This is a genomic window from Deferrisoma palaeochoriense, assembly GCF_054656955.1.
The window spans coordinates 1-15,249 of record NZ_BAAHXI010000080.1 but is presented as its reverse complement, the minus strand read 5'-3'; the positions used below and the strand labels follow the sequence as shown (position 1 = coordinate 15,249).

Below are 15,249 nucleotides of genomic sequence, written 5' to 3'. Positions count from 1 at the left end.
TAGCAACGCCGTGGATCTGACAATACTTTCGTTGGTCTTAGTATTAACCCGACGTCTATAAAGTCGCGCACGTGGTCGCCGGGACGTGGGGTCTGCCGGCTCGGCACCGGAGTGGGTTTCGAACATACACCGAAGCCCGCTCCGCGCAAACCGTTCCGTTCCCGTCGTCCCGCACCCCGATTTGACATCCCGCCCCGCCGCTTGGTAGGGTCCCGGGCATCGGCGCAAACCCGTTTTGGCGTGGACCGGGTGAAGGGGATTCGCACGCCGCGTACCGGTTTTCCCCGCCGCGGGCTCCGCGGGGCCGAACGACCGCCGCCCCAGGGTGACCGCGATCCTGTTGCCTGCAACGCCCGGCTCGCCCGAATCCTTGCCGGATTCGGAGGCCCGTCGCAATGAACCACCTGCTCCCTCTCTTCGTTCCGGCACGAGCCTGGAACGACCGGCAGGGGAGAGGTGCGTCCGCGTTCCTACCCACCAGGAGGTCCCCATGAAACGAACCGTCCATCCCGCCGTTCCGGAACTGCGACACCAACTCGAAAGCGGCCGGATCTCCCGCCGGGAGTTCCTGCGCTACGCCGCCCTGTTGGGAGTGTCGGCCACAGCCGCCGCCCGCATGGCCGGCCTGGCGCCCCGGCCCGCCTGGGCCGGCCCGGTCCGCCGGGGCGGGGTGCTCCGGATCGGCATGCGGATCCAGAAGGCGACCGACCCCGCCCAGTTCTCCTGGCTCGAACCGCCCAACGTGCTCCGCAACGTGGCGGAGTACCTGACCCTCACCGACAAGGACAACATCACCCACCCCTACCTCCTGGAGAAGTGGGAGGCCAGCGAGGATCTCAAAACCTGGACCCTCACCCTGCGCAAGGGCATCCGCTTCAACAACGGCGACCCCCTCACGGCCGACGACGTCGTGTTCTCGATGAAGCGCTGGCTCGACAAGGACGTGGGCTCCTCGATGCTCGGGCTCATGGGCGGGTACCTCGACCCCACCGGGATCGAGAAGGTCAATGACCACGTGATCCGGCTCCACCTGAAGCGCCCCGAGATCGCCGTGCCGGAGCACCTGTTCCACTACCCGGCCATGATCCTCAACCACCGCACCTTCGAGGGCGACTTCCTGCGCATGCCCCACGGCACCGGTCCGTACGTGGTCGAGTACTACAAGGAGGGCGAGGGCGCCCGGCTCAAGGCCCGGCCCGACTACTGGGTCAAAGGCGCCGACGGCAAACCCCTGCCCTACCTCGACGCCATGGAGTTCGTGGACCTGGGCGGGGAGGTGTCGGCCCGGATCTCGGCGATCCAGTCCGGGGACGTGGACATCATCGACGTGGCCACGAGCGGGGCGGTGGAGGCGTTCCAGGCCCTGCGCAACCACCCGGAGATCGAGATCAAACCCGTGTCCACGGCCCAGGTGCGGGTGCTGCGGATGCGGGTGGACCAGAAGCCCTGGGACGACAACCGGGTGCGCATGGCCATGAAGCTCTGCCAGCACCGGGAGAAGATCCTCGGCCTCGCCTACTTCAACGAGGGAGTCCTGGGCCAGGACTTCCACGTGTACCCCAAGCACCCGGAGTACTGCGAGAAGCCGGTGCCCAAGTACGACCCGGAGCGGGCCCGGCAACTGCTCCGGGAGGCCGGGTACCCGAACGGGCTCGACGTGGACCTGGCCGTGGGCTCCGAGTGGTCCGACGTGGTGCGCTACGCCGAGATCCTGAAGGAGGACGCCGCCCCGGCGGGGTTCCGGATCCGGATCCAGACCATGCCCACCAGCCAGTACTGGGAGAAGTGGTCGGTGGTGAATTTCGGGATCACCCCCTGGACCCACCGGCCGCTGGGCACCATGGTGCTCAACCTCGCCTACACCTCCGACGAGAAGGGCAAGCCGGTCTCCTGGAACGAGACCCGGTGGGTGGACCCGGAGTTCGACAAGCTGCTGCGGGAGGCCAACGGCACCCTCGACCTGGAGGCCCGGCGGAAGATCTTTTGCAAACTCGAGCAAATCCAGTGGGAGCGCGGATCCATCGGTATCGCGTTCTGGCGGAACAACTGGCATATCCACCGCAAACGCGTGGAGGGCGTGGACGCCCACCCCATCGGGTACATGCTCTACCACCACGCCTGGCTGAGCGCCTGACCCGCCCTCCATGCTCCGGTTCCTGCTCCGCCGCCTGTTCCTGTTGGCCCTCACCATGGCCCTGGTGTCGGTGGCCGTGTTCCTGGTGGCCGAGGCGTCCCCGGGGAACGTGGCCCGCAACGTGCTCGGCGCCTTCGTCACCCCCGAGCAGGAGGCCTCGTTCCTGGCCCAGCACGGCCTGGACCAGCCCGTGTGGACCCGGTACCGGCGGTGGCTCCTGGGCACCCAGGGGGAGGCCGAGCGGAAGATCGGGCTTCCCCTGGTTCGGCTGCAGACCGAGACCGGGTTCGAGGAGTGGTGGGCCCGGGACGAGCGGGGCCGGCTGGTGCGCTGGAAGGTGGAGGGCGACGATCTCATCGCCCTCGTGCGCCAACCCGACGGCACCACCGCGGAGGAACCCGACAACGGCCGGTGGCGGCGGGGGCCCGACGGCACCGAGGCGTTCTGGGGCGTGGACACCCAGAACCGGGCCGCCCGCTGGGTGCGGGGCAAGGCCGGCACGGGCTGGACCTTCCTGATGACCAAGGGCTGGCAGCCGGTGGCCGGGGCGCCCGAGGCCTACATCCCCCTGCGCCGGGGGTTCCTGCGGGGCGACCCCGGGGTGTCGTTGCGCACCGGCCGGCCCGTGGGCCAGAGCCTGGGGGTGAGGGTGCGGAACTCCCTCGTTCTCGCGGGCGTGGCCTTCGTGCTGGTGATGCCCCTGGCCCTGGCCCTGGGCATGGTGGCCGGGGTGCGGGAGGGAAGCCTCCTGGACCGGGTGCTCTCCATCGGGGGCATGCTGTTCTCGGTGATCCCGGAGTTCGCCACCGGGATCTTCCTGATCCTGATCTTCTCGGCCTGGCTCGGGTGGTTCCCGGGGGCCGCGGCCTTCGGCCAAAAGGCCCCCTGGGAGCGGCCCGACATGCTGGTGCTCCCGGTGCTCACCCTGACCCTGATCGAACTCGGGTACGTGCTGCGGATCACCCGGGCCAGCATGGCCGACGCCATGCGGGCGCCCTACGTGCGCACCGCGTTCCTCAAGGGCATGCCCTGGCGGCGGGTGGTGCTGGGCCACGCGGCCCGGAACGCCCTGATCGCCCCCATCACCGTGATCATGCTCCACGTCAACTGGCTCCTGGGGGGCATCGTGGTGGTGGAGGTGGTGTTCGGCTACCCCGGCCTGGGGCAGTTCCTGCTGGAGTCGGCCCTGTACAAGGACGTGCCGGCCCTGGAGGCCGGGGCCATGATCATGGTGCTCGCGGCCGTGGGCACCCAGCTCGTGGCCGACGTGGCCTACGCCCTCCTGAACCCACGGATCCGCTACGCATGAGCCGCCCAGCCACGGAAACCGTCGAAACCATCGCGGCCCCCGCGCCGTCCCTTGGCCGACGGGTCCTCGCCGGCCTGGGGGTGCTCCTGCGCTCGCGCACGGCCACGGTGGGGCTTGCGATCGTCCTGTTCTGGGTCATCGTGGCGCTCGCAGCGCCCCTGCTCACCCCCTACTCCCCCACCGAGCAGGACTGGCGGGCCCCGAACCAGGGCCCCAGCGCGACCCACATCCTCGGCACCGACGAACTGGGCCGGGATCTGTGGACCCGCCTCATCTACGGGGCCCGGGTGGTGTTGGTGTATCTGCCGGTCACCGACTCGTTTTGGCTCCCCGGGGGCACGGCCCTGTGGGGGGTGTTCGCGGCGCTGGCCATCGGCTCGGTGCTCGGGCTGTGGGCCGGGTACAAAGGGGGGTGGGTCGACGAGATCGTGATGCGGCTCCTGGACGCCATGATGGCGATCCCCGTGATCCTGCTCTACCTCATCATCGTGGCGGCCATCGGCGCCTCGGCCGTGAACATCGTGATCGCCATCGCCATCGTGGGGGTGCCGGGCATCGCCCGGCTGGTACGAAGCCTCACCCTGGACCTGCGCACCCGGGAGTTCGTGCGGGCCGCCGAGACCCGGGGCGAGAGCACGGCCTACATCCTGTTCGTGGAGATCCTTCCCAACGCCCGGGGGCCCATCCTGGTGGACGCCATGCTGCGGGTGGGGTACGCCATCTTCGCCATGGGCACCCTGGGGTTCCTGGGCCTGGGGCTGCCGCCGCCGTCCCCCGACTGGGGCAGCATGGTGGCCAAGGGCCGGCAGTTCATCCTGACCGGGAGCCCCTGGCAGGCCCTGTGGCCGTCGCTGGCCATCGCCTCGCTGGTGGTGGGGTTGAACCTCCTGGCCGACGGGCTCCGGGAGGAGTCCGGGAGATACCAGTGACCGAACCCGTTTTGGAACTCGACAACGTGGAGATCGCCTACGAGACCCGCACGGGTCCCGTGCCGGCCGTACGGGGCGTGAGCCTCACGGTGGGCCGGGGCGAGGCCGTGGGGATCGTGGGCGAATCGGGGTGCGGCAAAAGCACCCTGGCCTACGGCATCGTGAACTTCCTGGGCCGGAACGGCCGGGTGGCAGCCGGGGATATCCGGTTCCAGGGCCGCAGCCTCCTGGGTCTTTCGGAGCGGGAACTGCGGGCGATCCGGGGCAACCGCATCGCCATGGTGTACCAGGATCCGATGCAGGCGCTGAACCCGGTGCTCCGGGTGGGGGACCAACTGGCCGAGGTGCTCACGGTGCACCAGGGCCTTCCCAAGGCCGAGGCCCTCGACCGGGCCCGGGCCATGCTCGAACGGGTCCACATGCCCGACCCCGGCGACGTGCTGCGCCGCTACCCCCACCAGCTCTCGGGCGGCCAGCAGCAGCGGGTCGTGATCGCCATGGCCATGCTCAACGAGCCCGACCTCCTGATTCTCGACGAGCCCACCACCGCGCTCGACGTCACGGTGGAGGCGGCCGTGCTGGACCTGGTGGAAGAACTCCAGGAGGCCTCCCAAACCGCGATCCTCTTTATCACCCACAACCTGGGGGTGGTGGCCCGGGTGAGCGACCGCCTCGCCGTGATGTACGCCGGCGAGGTGGTGGAGGCCGGGCCCACCCGCGCGGTGTTTCGCCGGCCGGCCCACCCCTACACCCGGGGGCTTCTGCGGGCCGTGCCCCGGCTCGGCCACACCCGCCGGGACGAGCCCTTGGTGCCGATCCCGGGCCGGGTGCCCCCGCCGGCCGAACGGCCCGCCGACGCCTGCGGCTTTGCTCCCCGCTGCGAGTTCGCCCGGGACGAGTGCCGGCAGAGCCGGCCGGCCCTCGCCCCGGTGGGCGAGGGCCACGAGAGCCGGTGCCGGTTCGCCGGGCAGGTGGCCGAGGCGCCCCTTCGCAAGCCGGTCGAGCACCCCGCCCCGCCGCCGGGGGCCGGCGAGACCCTGCTGCGCTCCGAGGCGCTGCAGGTATACTACCGGGGCCGGCGACGGGATCGGCCGGTGCGGGCCGTGGACGGGGTGGACCTCGAGGTCCGCAAGGGCCGGATCCTGGGAATCGTGGGGGAGTCGGGCTGCGGCAAGTCGAGCCTCGTCAAGGCCCTGATCGGCCTCGAGCGCCCCACCGGGGGAAAGGTGGAGTTCCTGGGCTTCGACCTCCGGGAGCCGGTGACCCGCCGGCCGGCCGAGGTGGTGCGGGCGATCCAGATGGTGTTCCAGAACCCCGACGCCACCCTGAACCCCTCGTACTCCGTGGGGAGCCAGGTGGCCCGGGCCGTGCGCAAGCTTACCGGGGCGCCCCGCCGCCGGGCCCGGGACGAGGCCCTGCGGCTCCTGCGGGCCGTGAAGCTGGGCCCGGACTACTTCGACCGCTACCCCCGGCAGCTGAGCGGCGGGGAGAAGCAGCGGGTCGGCATCGCGCGAGCCCTGGCGGGCCGGCCCGACCTCGTGCTGTGCGACGAGCCGGTCTCGGCCCTGGACGTGTCGGTGCAGGCCGCGGTGCTGAACCTCTTGGCCGAGATCCAGCAGCGCCAGGGCACCACGCTCGCCTTCATCGCCCACGACCTCTCGGTGGTGCGCTATTTCTGCGACGACCTCCTGGTCATGTATCTCGGGGGGATCGTGGAGGAAGGTCCGGCTGAGGCCATCTACGCGCCCCCCTACCATCCCTACACCGAGGCCCTCCTTTCGGCCGTGCCCGTGCCCGACCCGGACGCCAAGCAGCAGAAACTCCGGCTCGAGGGTCCGGTGCCGAGCGCCGTGGCCCCGCCGCCGGGGTGCCGGTTCCACACGCGCTGCCCGCGCCGGGCCCTCCTGCCCGACGGCGGGGCCGTGTGCGAGCACGAACCGCCCCCCTGGCGCGACGCCGGGGGCGGCCACCGCATCCGCTGCCACCTCACCCTGGACACCCTCGAGGAACTCGACCCGGCCGTGGTCGTGGCGGCGTGAAGAGCCGCCGCGCTGCCCGCCCCTGGGGCCCTGGCGGACCCCGCGCAGGCGGCGCCCGACGGCCACGGTGGGTTGGGTTTCCCGTCGGATCCGGTGTATTTTGGGTGCCAGGCCCGACGGTGCGCTGCCGGCCCCGAGGGCCGGTCTTGCGTTGCGAGAGGATCTCCAATGTGGGAGGAGGAGCCGATGACCAACCCGAACGCGAAGAACCGGATCGAGGAACTGGGAAGGGAGCTGCCCGAGGTCGTGGATGCGTTTTTCGGCCTCCACGAGGCGGTCACGAAAGCGGGGGCCCTCGACCGCAAGACGAAGCGGCTCATCATGGTGGGCATCGCCGTGAAGGAGCGGTGCGAGGCCTGCATCCGGGCCCACGTGACCGCGGCCCTGGAAGAGGGGGCCACCCGGGCGGAGATCCTGGAGGCCGCCTCGGCCGCGATCCTCATGGGCGGCGGGCCAGCCGCCGCCACCACGGCCACGGTGCTCGTGGATCTCCTGGACGAGCTCGGGGCCTAGCCCGACCCCAAACCACGCTGCCGGACCACCTCGTAGAGCAGGAGCGCGGTGGCCGTGGCCAGGTTCAGGCTGTCGGCCGCGCCGAACATGGGGATGCGCACCCTGAGGTCGGCGGCCTCGCGCCACAGGGGTGAAAGCCCGTGGGCCTCGCTGCCCGTCACCACGGCCACGGGTCCGGCCAGGTCGGCCTCGGTGTAGAGGGTGTCGGCCTCGGGCGTGGCCGCCACGGTGCGGATGCCCCGGGACCGGAGCCAGGCGATCACCTCCCGGGCCGGCGCCTCGGCGCAGGGCACCAGGAACCGGGTGCCCAGGCTCGCCCGGATCACGTTGGGGTTGTGGAGGTCGGTGCCCTCGCCGCAGAGGATGAGGCCGTGGGCCCCGGCCGCGTCGGCCGTGCGCAGGATCGCGCCCAGGTTCCCCGGTTTTTCGGCCCCCTCCACCACCACGAGGAACGCCGGGGCGGACGGGGAAAGCCGGGCGAGGGAGGTATCGGCGTAGGGCACCACCAGTACGATCCCGCCGCTCTCCTCCCGGTAGGCGATCCGGGCGTAGGCCGGGGCCGAAACCCGGAACACCGGCACCCCGAGCGCCTCGAGCCGGGCCAGGAGGTCCCACCCTTCCGCCCCCAGGCGCGCTTCGCAGGCGTAGGCCTCCCGGGGCACCCAGCCGGCTTCGAGGCACCGGCGGATCTCCCGCAGGCCCTCCACCACGGTGAGCCGTTCGCGGTCCCGGTGCCGCCGGCTCGCCAGGAGCCGGGCCACAGCCTTGATGCGGGGGTTTTGGGGGCTCTGGAGGAGCATAGCTAAGCGGCTTGGCGGCGAGGCGGCTGGGCGGCCGGAGCTTGCAAGGGGACTCTTGCGCTCCCGGTCCGCGTCGTGCCCCCCGTGGTGCTCCAGTGGCCATGCGGACCGTTCACGACCTGTCCCCCGTCCTCTGTCCCCCGACTCCCGCCACCCAGCGCGCGTAGGTGCCGCTCGGGAGCGCCCGGCCGGTTTCGTCGGTCACGAGCATCTCCCCCCGCTCGATCCGGTCGGCCGCGCGGGGAATCGCCGCCTCCAGGAGGTTCGCGAGGGTCGTGGGGGTGAACCCCGGGGTGTGGCAGCTCAGGAGCACGAAGGCCGGCCCGGGGGCGAGGATCGCGGCGCAGGCCTCCAGGAGCTCGAACAGGTGTTCCTCGATCTTGAACACCTGGCCCTTGGGCCCCCGGCCGAAGGTGGGGGGATCGAGGACGATCCCCTGGTACCGGTTGCCCCGCCGGGCCTCCCGCCGCACGAACTTGAGCGCGTCGTCCACGATCCACCGGATGGGCCGGTCGGCCACCCCGGAGAGCCGTGCGTTCTCCCGGGCCCAGTCCACCACGCCCCGGGCCGCGTCCACGTGCACCACGGCCGCCCCGCCCCGGCTCGCGGCCAGGGAGGAGCCGCCCGTGTAGGCGAAGAGGTTCAGGACCTTCGGGGGCTCGGGACCCCCCATCGTCCGGAGGGTCCGACGGAGCCACGCCCAGTTTTCGGCCTGCTCGGGAAACAGCCCCAGGTGGCCGAAGTCGGTGAGCCGGATCCAGAACCGGCTGCCCCCGTACTCGATGGGAAACTCCCGGGGTTCCCCGGTCCGCCACTCCCACCGGCCACCGCCTTTGTCGCTCCGGTGGTGCACCGCGTCGGCCCGGTCCCACTCGGCGGCCGGAAGCCGGGGCGGCCACAGGGCGGCCAATCCCTGGCGAACCACGCGCAGCGGGCCCACCTGCTCCAGCCGGCGCTCGCCGCCGGTGTCGAGAAGGCGGTAGGTGCCGTAGCTCCGGTCGTTGGTCGTTGGTCCTTGGTCGTCGGTCATGGGTGGGGCTTCGACCTGTTGGGCAGCCGGTAGGCATCCGGGCGGCTCTCGAACCGCGCCGAAGTTCGGGGGCACGGGGTCTGGTGGAGAGCCGCGGGCAGCCGTGTCAGGGGCCGAGATTTCGTCTGGATTCCGGTACGGAGCGGGCTTTCCAGGCCACAACGCCCCCCGGGGGCTTCCGGCCGGGGATCATAGCCGGTTCAGTCGTGGTCGCGCCAGCTCTTCTTCCGGTGGAACTCCCAGGGGGGGACGGGCCCGTCGTCGCGCCAGAGCCCCTTGCGGAACCGCCGGGCCCGCTCCACGAGCTCCTTGAGCTCCGGGTCCTCGTCGTAGCCGGGCACGGCCCAGGCGAGCCCCTCGGCCACGAGGAGCCGGTTCAGGTTGCGGCCCCCGGGCAAAAGCACCACCCCGAGGATGTGGCCGTACCGGTTCCGGCCCTGCATTTTCACGGTGACCCGCTGGCCCAGGGCGCGCTTCTGGACGAAGGCCCGGGCCCGCCTTTCGTAGGGCTGGCCCTTCTCGGGGCTGTCCACACCGGCCAGCACCACCCGCACGATCCGGCCGGAGTCCTTCTGAACCTTGATGGTGTCGCCCCGGATCACCCGGACCACCTTGCCCTCGAACTCGCCCCGCCACAGTCCGCAGCCGACCGCCGCGAGGCCCAGAGCCAGGGTCAAAACCGTAAGCCCGATCTTCCAATGCCGCACCGCAGGAGGCCCTCCGTCTTGTTTCCGGATCTGGTTACCCCCCGCCCCCGCCATACGAAACGGCCTCACCGGCCGATTTCTTGACCCCCGCACGGGTCGCCGCCCACACACCGGCCAGGATCAGGCCCGCGCCCCACAGCATGGAACGGGAAAGGGGTTCCCCCAGAAACACCACCCCCGAGGCCACGCCGGCCAGGGGGATCCCGTAGATCAGGGTGTTCACCGCCGTGCTACCCAGGGCCGGGATGGCGGCGTTCCAGAGAAGATAGCCCAGCGCCGAGCACAGGACCGACAGATAGAGGAAGGCGGCCCAGCCGGCCGGGGAGGGCGCGGCCACCGGCGGCCCCACGACCCACTCCACGGCTGCCAGGGGGGCCAGAAACGCGGCGCCCGTCACCATGGCGATCTGGGTCACCCAGAGGTTCGGGTACCGCCGGCCCAGGCGCTCGGCCAGAAAGGTGTAGGCCACCCACGAGGCCACCGCGCCGAACATGAGGCCGTCGCCCAGGGCAGTGGCGCCGGGCCCAGCGTCGGCCCCCACGATCACCCCCACCCCGAGGAGGGCCGTGGCGAGTCCCAGGAGCACCCGGGGTCTGGGCCGACGGCGGCGGCGCCCGGCCTCGACGAGTTCGGTGGCGAGGGGGATCGTGGCGATGATCAGGGCCCCGTGGCTCGCCGTGGTCCGGGCGAGCCCCAGGTTCTCGAAGGCGAAGTAGAGGGTCACCCCCGTGAGTCCCAGGCCCGCGGCGGCCCCCCGGTCGGCCGGGGCCAAGCGCACCCCCGCGCACCGGGCCCGGACGAAGGGCCAAAAGATCAGACCGGCCACGGCGAACCGCAAAAACGCCAGGAGAAGGGGCGGGAACTCCCGCACCGCGGCCCGGGTGGCGGCGTAGGAACCGCCCCACAGCAGGATCACCAGGCCCGCCGAGACCCAATGAACCCACGGCCTGGGTCGCGCGCGAAGCCCAACGGCGCCGGGGGTCACGCTCACGGGGCTTCCCCGGCCGGCCGGGTCGTGTCCAGGAGAGACAGCAGTTCCTCGGGCCGGCGCAGGAGATGCACCGCGCCCGCGGCCCGGAGTTCCGCCTCGTCCCGGAACCCCCACAGGGCCCCCACCGGCACCATGCCGGCGGCCCGGGCGGTTTCCATGTCGGTGGCCGTATCGCCGAGGTACAGGCAGTCCGCCGGGCGAACCCCCAGGATCCCCGCGGCCCGGAGCGCCCCCGTCGGATCGGGTTTCCGGGGGGTGCCGGGCCCCGCCCCGATCACGGCCCGGAACGCCCAGCGGCCCAGAAGCGCGCGGACCATCTCCACGGCTGGCTCGTGGGGCTTGTTGGTGACGATGGTAAACGGCACGCCCCGGGCCACGAGCCCGTCCAGGAGTTCGGGCACCCCCGGGTAGGGCCGGGTGGTCTCCAGGGACCGGCGCCGGTACTCCTCCCGGAGCGCGGCGAGCACCCGGGCCACGTCGTCCTCGGCCAGGCCCGGGGGAACGATCCGGCGCACCAGCATCTCCATGCCATCCCCCACGAACCGGCGGTAGGCCCCCTCGGGATGGGGCGGAAACCCGAACCGCCGGAGCACGGCGTTGGCGGCCCGGGCGATGTCCACCAGGCTGTCCACGAGGGTGCCGTCGAGGTCGAACACCACGGCGGTTGGCATGGTTTCCCGACTCTCCGGATACCGAACGGCAAACGAAACCGGGGCGCCCGATCCCGCACGGGCGCCCCGGCCGCGGCCCGCCGCCGAAACGGGATCAGTAGATCCCCAGGTAGTTTTGAAGCTCCCAGTCCGTGACGGCCGTGCGGAACTCGTCCCACTCCTTGCGCTTGGCCTCCACGTACTTCTCGAAGATGTGGTCGCCCAGGGTGGCCCGGCTCAAGGGGTTCTTCTCGAATTCGTCCAGGGCCTCGGCCAGCGACGCCGGAAGGCTCGGGATCCCGGCCGCGGCCTTCTCCTCCCCGGTCATGTCGAAGATGTTCGCGTCGGTCGAGGGCGGGCATTCGAGCCCGTTTCGCACCCCGTCGAGCCCGGCGTTGAGCATCAGGGCGAAGGCCAGGTAGGGGTTGCAGGTGGGGTCGGGGCAGCGCACCTCCACCCGGGTCGACATGCCCCGGGCCGCCGGGATCCGCACCATGGCGCTTCGGTTCGAGGCCGACCAGGCCACGTACACCGGCGCCTCGTACCCGGGCACGAGCCGCTTGTAGGAGTTCACGAGGGGGTTCGTCACGGCCACGAAGCTCCGGGCGTTCTTGAGGATGCCGGCGATGTACTGCCGGGCCGTGTCCGAGAGCTGCAGCGGGGCCTCGGGATCGAAGAAGGCGTTCGTGCCGTCGAGCCGGAACAGGGACTGGTTCGTGTGCATGCCCGAACCGTTGATGCCGAATACCGGCTTGGGCATGAACGTGGCGTGGAGCCCGTACTTGCGGGCGATGGTCTTCACCACCCACTTGAAGGTCACCACGTTGTCGGCACACGAGAGCGCGTCGGCGTACTTGAAGTTGATCTCGTGCTGCCCCTCGGCCACCTCGTGGTGGCTCGCCTCGATCTCGAACCCCATCTGCTCCAGGGTCTCGATGATCTCCCGGCGGCACTCGATGCCGTAGTCCTCCGGGTCCACGCTGAAGTAGCCGGCCTTGTCGTGGGTGACCGTGGTGGGTTCGTCGTCCTCCAGGCTGAACAAGAAGAACTCGCACTCGGGGCCCACGTTCATGGTGAACCCGTCCTTCTTGGCCTCCTCCAGGACCCGGCGCAGGTTCACCCGGGGGCACCCTTCGAAGGGGGTCTCGCCGTCGGCCTTGTACACGTCGCAGATGATCCGGGCCGCGCCCCGACCGTCCTTCTTCCGCCAGGGGAGCACCCGGAAGGTGGAGTAGTCGGGCTTGAGGTACATGTCGGACTCGTTGATCCGCACGAACCCGTCGATCGAGGACCCGTCGAACATCATCTTGCCGTCGAGGGCCTTCTCGATCTGGCTCCGGGGAATCGCGACGTTCTTCATGAACCCGAAGATGTCCACGAACTGGAGCCGGAAGAAGTGGATGTTTTCGCGTTCGACGATCTCGAGGATTTCCTTTTTGGTCACGGCGGGCACTCCTCTCTTCTCGTGGGGGAAAGGGTCAACGGCGCGGGAGCATACCCCGCCGGAGCCCAAGCCTCAAGCACGGACCGGAAACCGCGCCTCCACCCGCAGCCCCCCCTCGGGCCGGTTCTCGGCCGAGGTCCGGCCCCCGTGGGCCTCCACGGCGGAGCGGGCAATGGCGAGCCCCAGACCCGCCCCGCCGGCGCCCCGTTCCCGGGCCCGCTCCACCCGGCGGAAGGGCTCGAAGATGCGCTCGAGGTCCACCTCGGGCACCCCGGGGCCGGCGTCGAGCACGGCCACCCGCGCCTCGCCGCCGCCCGCCCCCACCTCCACCCGGACCTCGCCGCCGGCCGGGGTGTGGCGCACCGCGTTTCGCACCACGTTCTCCAACGCCCGCCTCAGGAGTTCCGGATCGCCCTCCACCTCCACGGACCCCTCCACCGAGACCCGCACCTCCCGATCCGGCGCCTCGAACCGGGCGTCGGCCGCGATCGCCTCAGCGAGGCCGGCCAGGTCGATCCGTTCCCGCCGAAGTTTCGGGGCCGCGGCCTGGAGCCGGGAGAGCGTGAGGACCTCACCGATCAGGTGGTCCAGGCGGCCGATCTCCCTCTCGGCCCGCTCCAGGCTCGGCAGGGCGGCCGGCCCCGCATCGGCCCGGGCCAACTCCAGGGCCACCCGGAGCCGGGCCAGGGGGGAACGCAGTTCGTGGGACACGTCCCGAAGGAGCGTCCGGTGAGACTCGAGGAGGGCCTGGATGCGTTCGGCCATCCGGTCGAAGTCCCGGCCCAGGTCGGCGATCTCGTCCCGCCGCCGGCCGAGCCGCGGCCCCACCCGCACCCCGAGGTTTCCCGCCGCGAGCTCCCTCGTCGCCTCCCGGATCGCCCGGACCGGGGCCGCCAGGTACCGCGCGAGCCCGAAGCACACGAGGCCCGCCACCACGAACATGAGGGCGAGCCGTTGGCCCAGGGTGTCGAGCCGGGCCCAGCGCCACAGGGGGTGGGGCGGCGAGAACCGGGCCACGAGCACCGTGGGCCCGGCGGCCATCCAGGCCCGGAGCCCAAGCCGCCGGGCCATCCCGCGCATCCGGTGGCCCCGGAACTGGGCCTCGGCCAGCGTCCGGACCTCGGCGGGGGGCTCGTCCGACCCGATCCAGGCCCCGTCGGGCCGAAACAGGTACAATGTGGCCCCCACCCGCCGGCCCAGCCGTTCGAGGCGCTCGGCCCCGGCGTCGGGCCCGGCCCGGTCCCACACGGCCAGCACCTCGGGAACCCGGGGCAGGAGCACCTCGTGGGGCATGGGGGGCGGCGGCCGCGTGAGGGTGATCGCGGCGATGCCCGCCCCGATCAGGATCATGGCGAGCCAGAACGCGACGAAGATCTTGAGGAACAGCCGGCCGGCGGTCATGGCGTCCTCCGGCCCGGGAGCGCGTACAGATAGCCCACCCCGCGCACGGTGCGGATCCGCTCCGTTCCGTCCGGGGCCGGGCCGAGCTTGCGGCGCAGGCTGCTCACGTGGACGTCCACGCTCCGGTCGAAGGCCATGAGCGGCCGGCCCAGGCCCTGCCGGGCCAGGTCGTCGCGGGACACCGGCCGCCCGGCCTGCCGGAGCAGCGCCTCCAGGAGCGAGAACTCGGCCGAGGTCAGGTCCACCGGCTCGCCGGCCCGGAAAACCGTTCGGGTGCCGGGGTCTAGTTCCACGTCGCCCACCCGCACCACCTCGGGCTCCCTGCCGCTCCGGGCGCGGCGGCCCACGGCCCGGATCCGGGCCAGGAGCTCCCGGGGGTTGAAGGGCTTGGGCAGGTAGTCGTCGGCCCCGAGCTCCAGGCCCACGATCCGGTCCACGTCGTCGCCCCGGGCCGTGAGCATGATCACGGGCACGTCGCTCGTCTTCCGCAGCTCCCGGAGCACCTCGAACCCGTCCAGGCCCGGAAGCATCACATCCAGGACCACCAGGCCGAACTCGCCCGCCCGGGCCCGGGCGAGGCCTTGGGGGCCGTCGGGGGCCGTCTCCACCCCGAACCCCTCCCGCTCCAGGTACTCCCGGAGGAGTTCGCAAAGCTCGGCGTCGTCATCCACCACAAGGATCGTGCGCTCGTCCATCGGTCACCTCCCGGGGCCGGATTCTACCCGGGACCGAAACGGCAGGCCTCCCCCGTTTACCGTTCTTTACGGTATGCCCGAACGTCTTCACCCCGCTTTTCGGGCCGGCGCGCTATGCTTCCCTTCGTCGGCCGACCCAAACCCGTTTCCCACGAAGGAGGCAGCCATGAACGCACGACGCACACACCGTTGGATCCCGTTCTTGACCCTGGGGGCCGCCCTGCTCCTCGCCGCCGCCCCGGCCTGGGCCGGCTGGGGCCGCCGGGGCGGGCCCCCCGACCCGGACCGCCAGCTCACCCACCTCACCCGGTACCTGGACCTCACCGAGGACCAGCAGGCCGAGGTCCGGAAGATCCTGGAGGAGGCGCACCAGAAACGCCAGGAGATCTGGGACAAGGAGGAGGGCTGCCGGGCGGAGGTACGCGACGAGATGAAGTCGCTGCGGCAAGACACCCACGAACGGATCGCGGAGATTCTGACCGACGAGCAGCGCGAGGCCTGGAAGGACCTCCTGGAGGACTTCGGCCCGGGCCCCCGCCACCATGGACCCGGCCCGCGCTGGTGACCCCATGCGCCCCCCGGGCAGCCCTACTGAGACCAACGAAAG

General features: G+C 71.6%; 14 protein-coding genes. 6 read left to right on the top strand and 8 right to left on the bottom strand.

Annotation, left to right across the window (positions count from 1 at the left end; translation table 11 throughout):
• Nucleotides 1–490: 490 nt before the first annotated feature.
• The 5 genes from ACYQ8L_RS16485 to ACYQ8L_RS16465 all read left to right on the top strand — a co-directional run bounded on the left by ACYQ8L_RS16485 (nucleotide 491) and on the right by ACYQ8L_RS16465 (nucleotide 6,924).
• A complete protein-coding gene (locus ACYQ8L_RS16485; RefSeq protein WP_459942906.1) occupies nucleotides 491–2,134 on the top strand; it encodes an ABC transporter substrate-binding protein in 1,644 nt (547 codons plus the stop codon).
• 10 nt (nucleotides 2,135–2,144) lie between these two features.
• The gene (locus ACYQ8L_RS16480) at nucleotides 2,145–3,443 is read left to right on the top strand and encodes an ABC transporter permease (protein WP_459942905.1); all 1,299 of its coding nucleotides are present in this window, start codon (nucleotides 2,145–2,147) and stop codon (nucleotides 3,441–3,443) included.
• Complete coding sequence (locus tag ACYQ8L_RS16475) at nucleotides 3,440–4,372, top strand: ABC transporter permease (RefSeq protein WP_459942904.1); 933 nt, start codon at nucleotides 3,440–3,442, stop codon at nucleotides 4,370–4,372. Before ACYQ8L_RS16480 ends, ACYQ8L_RS16475 begins: the two co-directional genes overlap by 4 nt.
• Nucleotides 4,369–6,411: a dipeptide ABC transporter ATP-binding protein gene (locus ACYQ8L_RS16470; protein ID WP_459942903.1), complete on the top strand. Its 2,043-nt coding sequence runs from the start codon at nucleotides 4,369–4,371 to the stop codon at nucleotides 6,409–6,411. Before ACYQ8L_RS16475 ends, ACYQ8L_RS16470 begins: the two co-directional genes overlap by 4 nt.
• A 186-nt stretch (nucleotides 6,412–6,597) precedes the next feature.
• A complete protein-coding gene (locus ACYQ8L_RS16465; RefSeq protein ID WP_459942902.1) occupies nucleotides 6,598–6,924 on the top strand; it encodes a carboxymuconolactone decarboxylase family protein in 327 nt (108 codons plus the stop codon).
• On the opposite strand, the gene ACYQ8L_RS16460 is transcribed toward ACYQ8L_RS16465, so the two are convergent.
• The 8 genes from ACYQ8L_RS16460 to ACYQ8L_RS16425 all read right to left on the bottom strand — a co-directional run bounded on the left by ACYQ8L_RS16460 (nucleotide 6,921) and on the right by ACYQ8L_RS16425 (nucleotide 14,642).
• Nucleotides 6,921–7,724 (bottom strand): TrmH family RNA methyltransferase, encoded by an 804-nt coding sequence (locus ACYQ8L_RS16460; RefSeq protein ID WP_459942901.1) that lies wholly within the window; start codon nucleotides 7,722–7,724, stop codon nucleotides 6,921–6,923. The two genes, ACYQ8L_RS16465 and ACYQ8L_RS16460, sit on opposite strands and share 4 nt — an antisense overlap.
• Nucleotides 7,725–7,836: 112 nt before the next feature.
• On the bottom strand, nucleotides 7,837–8,754 hold the full coding sequence (locus ACYQ8L_RS16455; RefSeq protein WP_459942900.1) for a class I SAM-dependent methyltransferase: 918 nt from the start codon (nucleotides 8,752–8,754) through the stop codon (nucleotides 7,837–7,839).
• Nucleotides 8,755–8,954: 200 nt separating this feature from the next.
• Entirely contained in the window at nucleotides 8,955–9,461 is a 507-nt protein-coding gene (locus ACYQ8L_RS16450; RefSeq protein WP_459942899.1) for a thermonuclease family protein, read from the bottom strand.
• 34 nt (nucleotides 9,462–9,495) lie between these two features.
• Nucleotides 9,496–10,377, bottom strand: coding sequence for a DMT family transporter (locus tag ACYQ8L_RS16445; protein WP_459942898.1), 882 nt, complete (start codon nucleotides 10,375–10,377; stop codon nucleotides 9,496–9,498).
• Between the two features lie 71 nt (nucleotides 10,378–10,448).
• Entirely contained in the window at nucleotides 10,449–11,123 is a 675-nt protein-coding gene (locus ACYQ8L_RS16440; protein ID WP_459942897.1) for an HAD family hydrolase, read from the bottom strand.
• A 94-nt stretch (nucleotides 11,124–11,217) separates the two neighbouring features.
• On the bottom strand, nucleotides 11,218–12,555 hold the full coding sequence (glnA, locus tag ACYQ8L_RS16435) for a type I glutamate--ammonia ligase (RefSeq protein WP_459942896.1): 1,338 nt from the start codon (nucleotides 12,553–12,555) through the stop codon (nucleotides 11,218–11,220).
• Between the two features lie 63 nt (nucleotides 12,556–12,618).
• A complete protein-coding gene (locus ACYQ8L_RS16430; protein WP_459942895.1) occupies nucleotides 12,619–13,947 on the bottom strand; it encodes a sensor histidine kinase in 1,329 nt (442 codons plus the stop codon).
• The gene (locus ACYQ8L_RS16425; protein WP_459942894.1) at nucleotides 13,944–14,642 is read right to left on the bottom strand and encodes a response regulator; all 699 of its coding nucleotides are present in this window, start codon (nucleotides 14,640–14,642) and stop codon (nucleotides 13,944–13,946) included. The genes ACYQ8L_RS16430 and ACYQ8L_RS16425 overlap by 4 nt, the downstream gene beginning before the upstream one ends.
• 166 nt (nucleotides 14,643–14,808) lie before the next feature.
• On the opposite strand from ACYQ8L_RS16425, the gene ACYQ8L_RS16420 reads away from it, so the two are divergent.
• Nucleotides 14,809–15,207 carry a Spy/CpxP family protein refolding chaperone gene (locus ACYQ8L_RS16420; protein WP_459942893.1) on the top strand — a complete coding sequence of 133 codons (399 nt, stop codon included), beginning with the start codon at nucleotides 14,809–14,811 and terminating at the stop codon, nucleotides 15,205–15,207.
• Nucleotides 15,208–15,249: the final 42 nt, after the last annotated feature.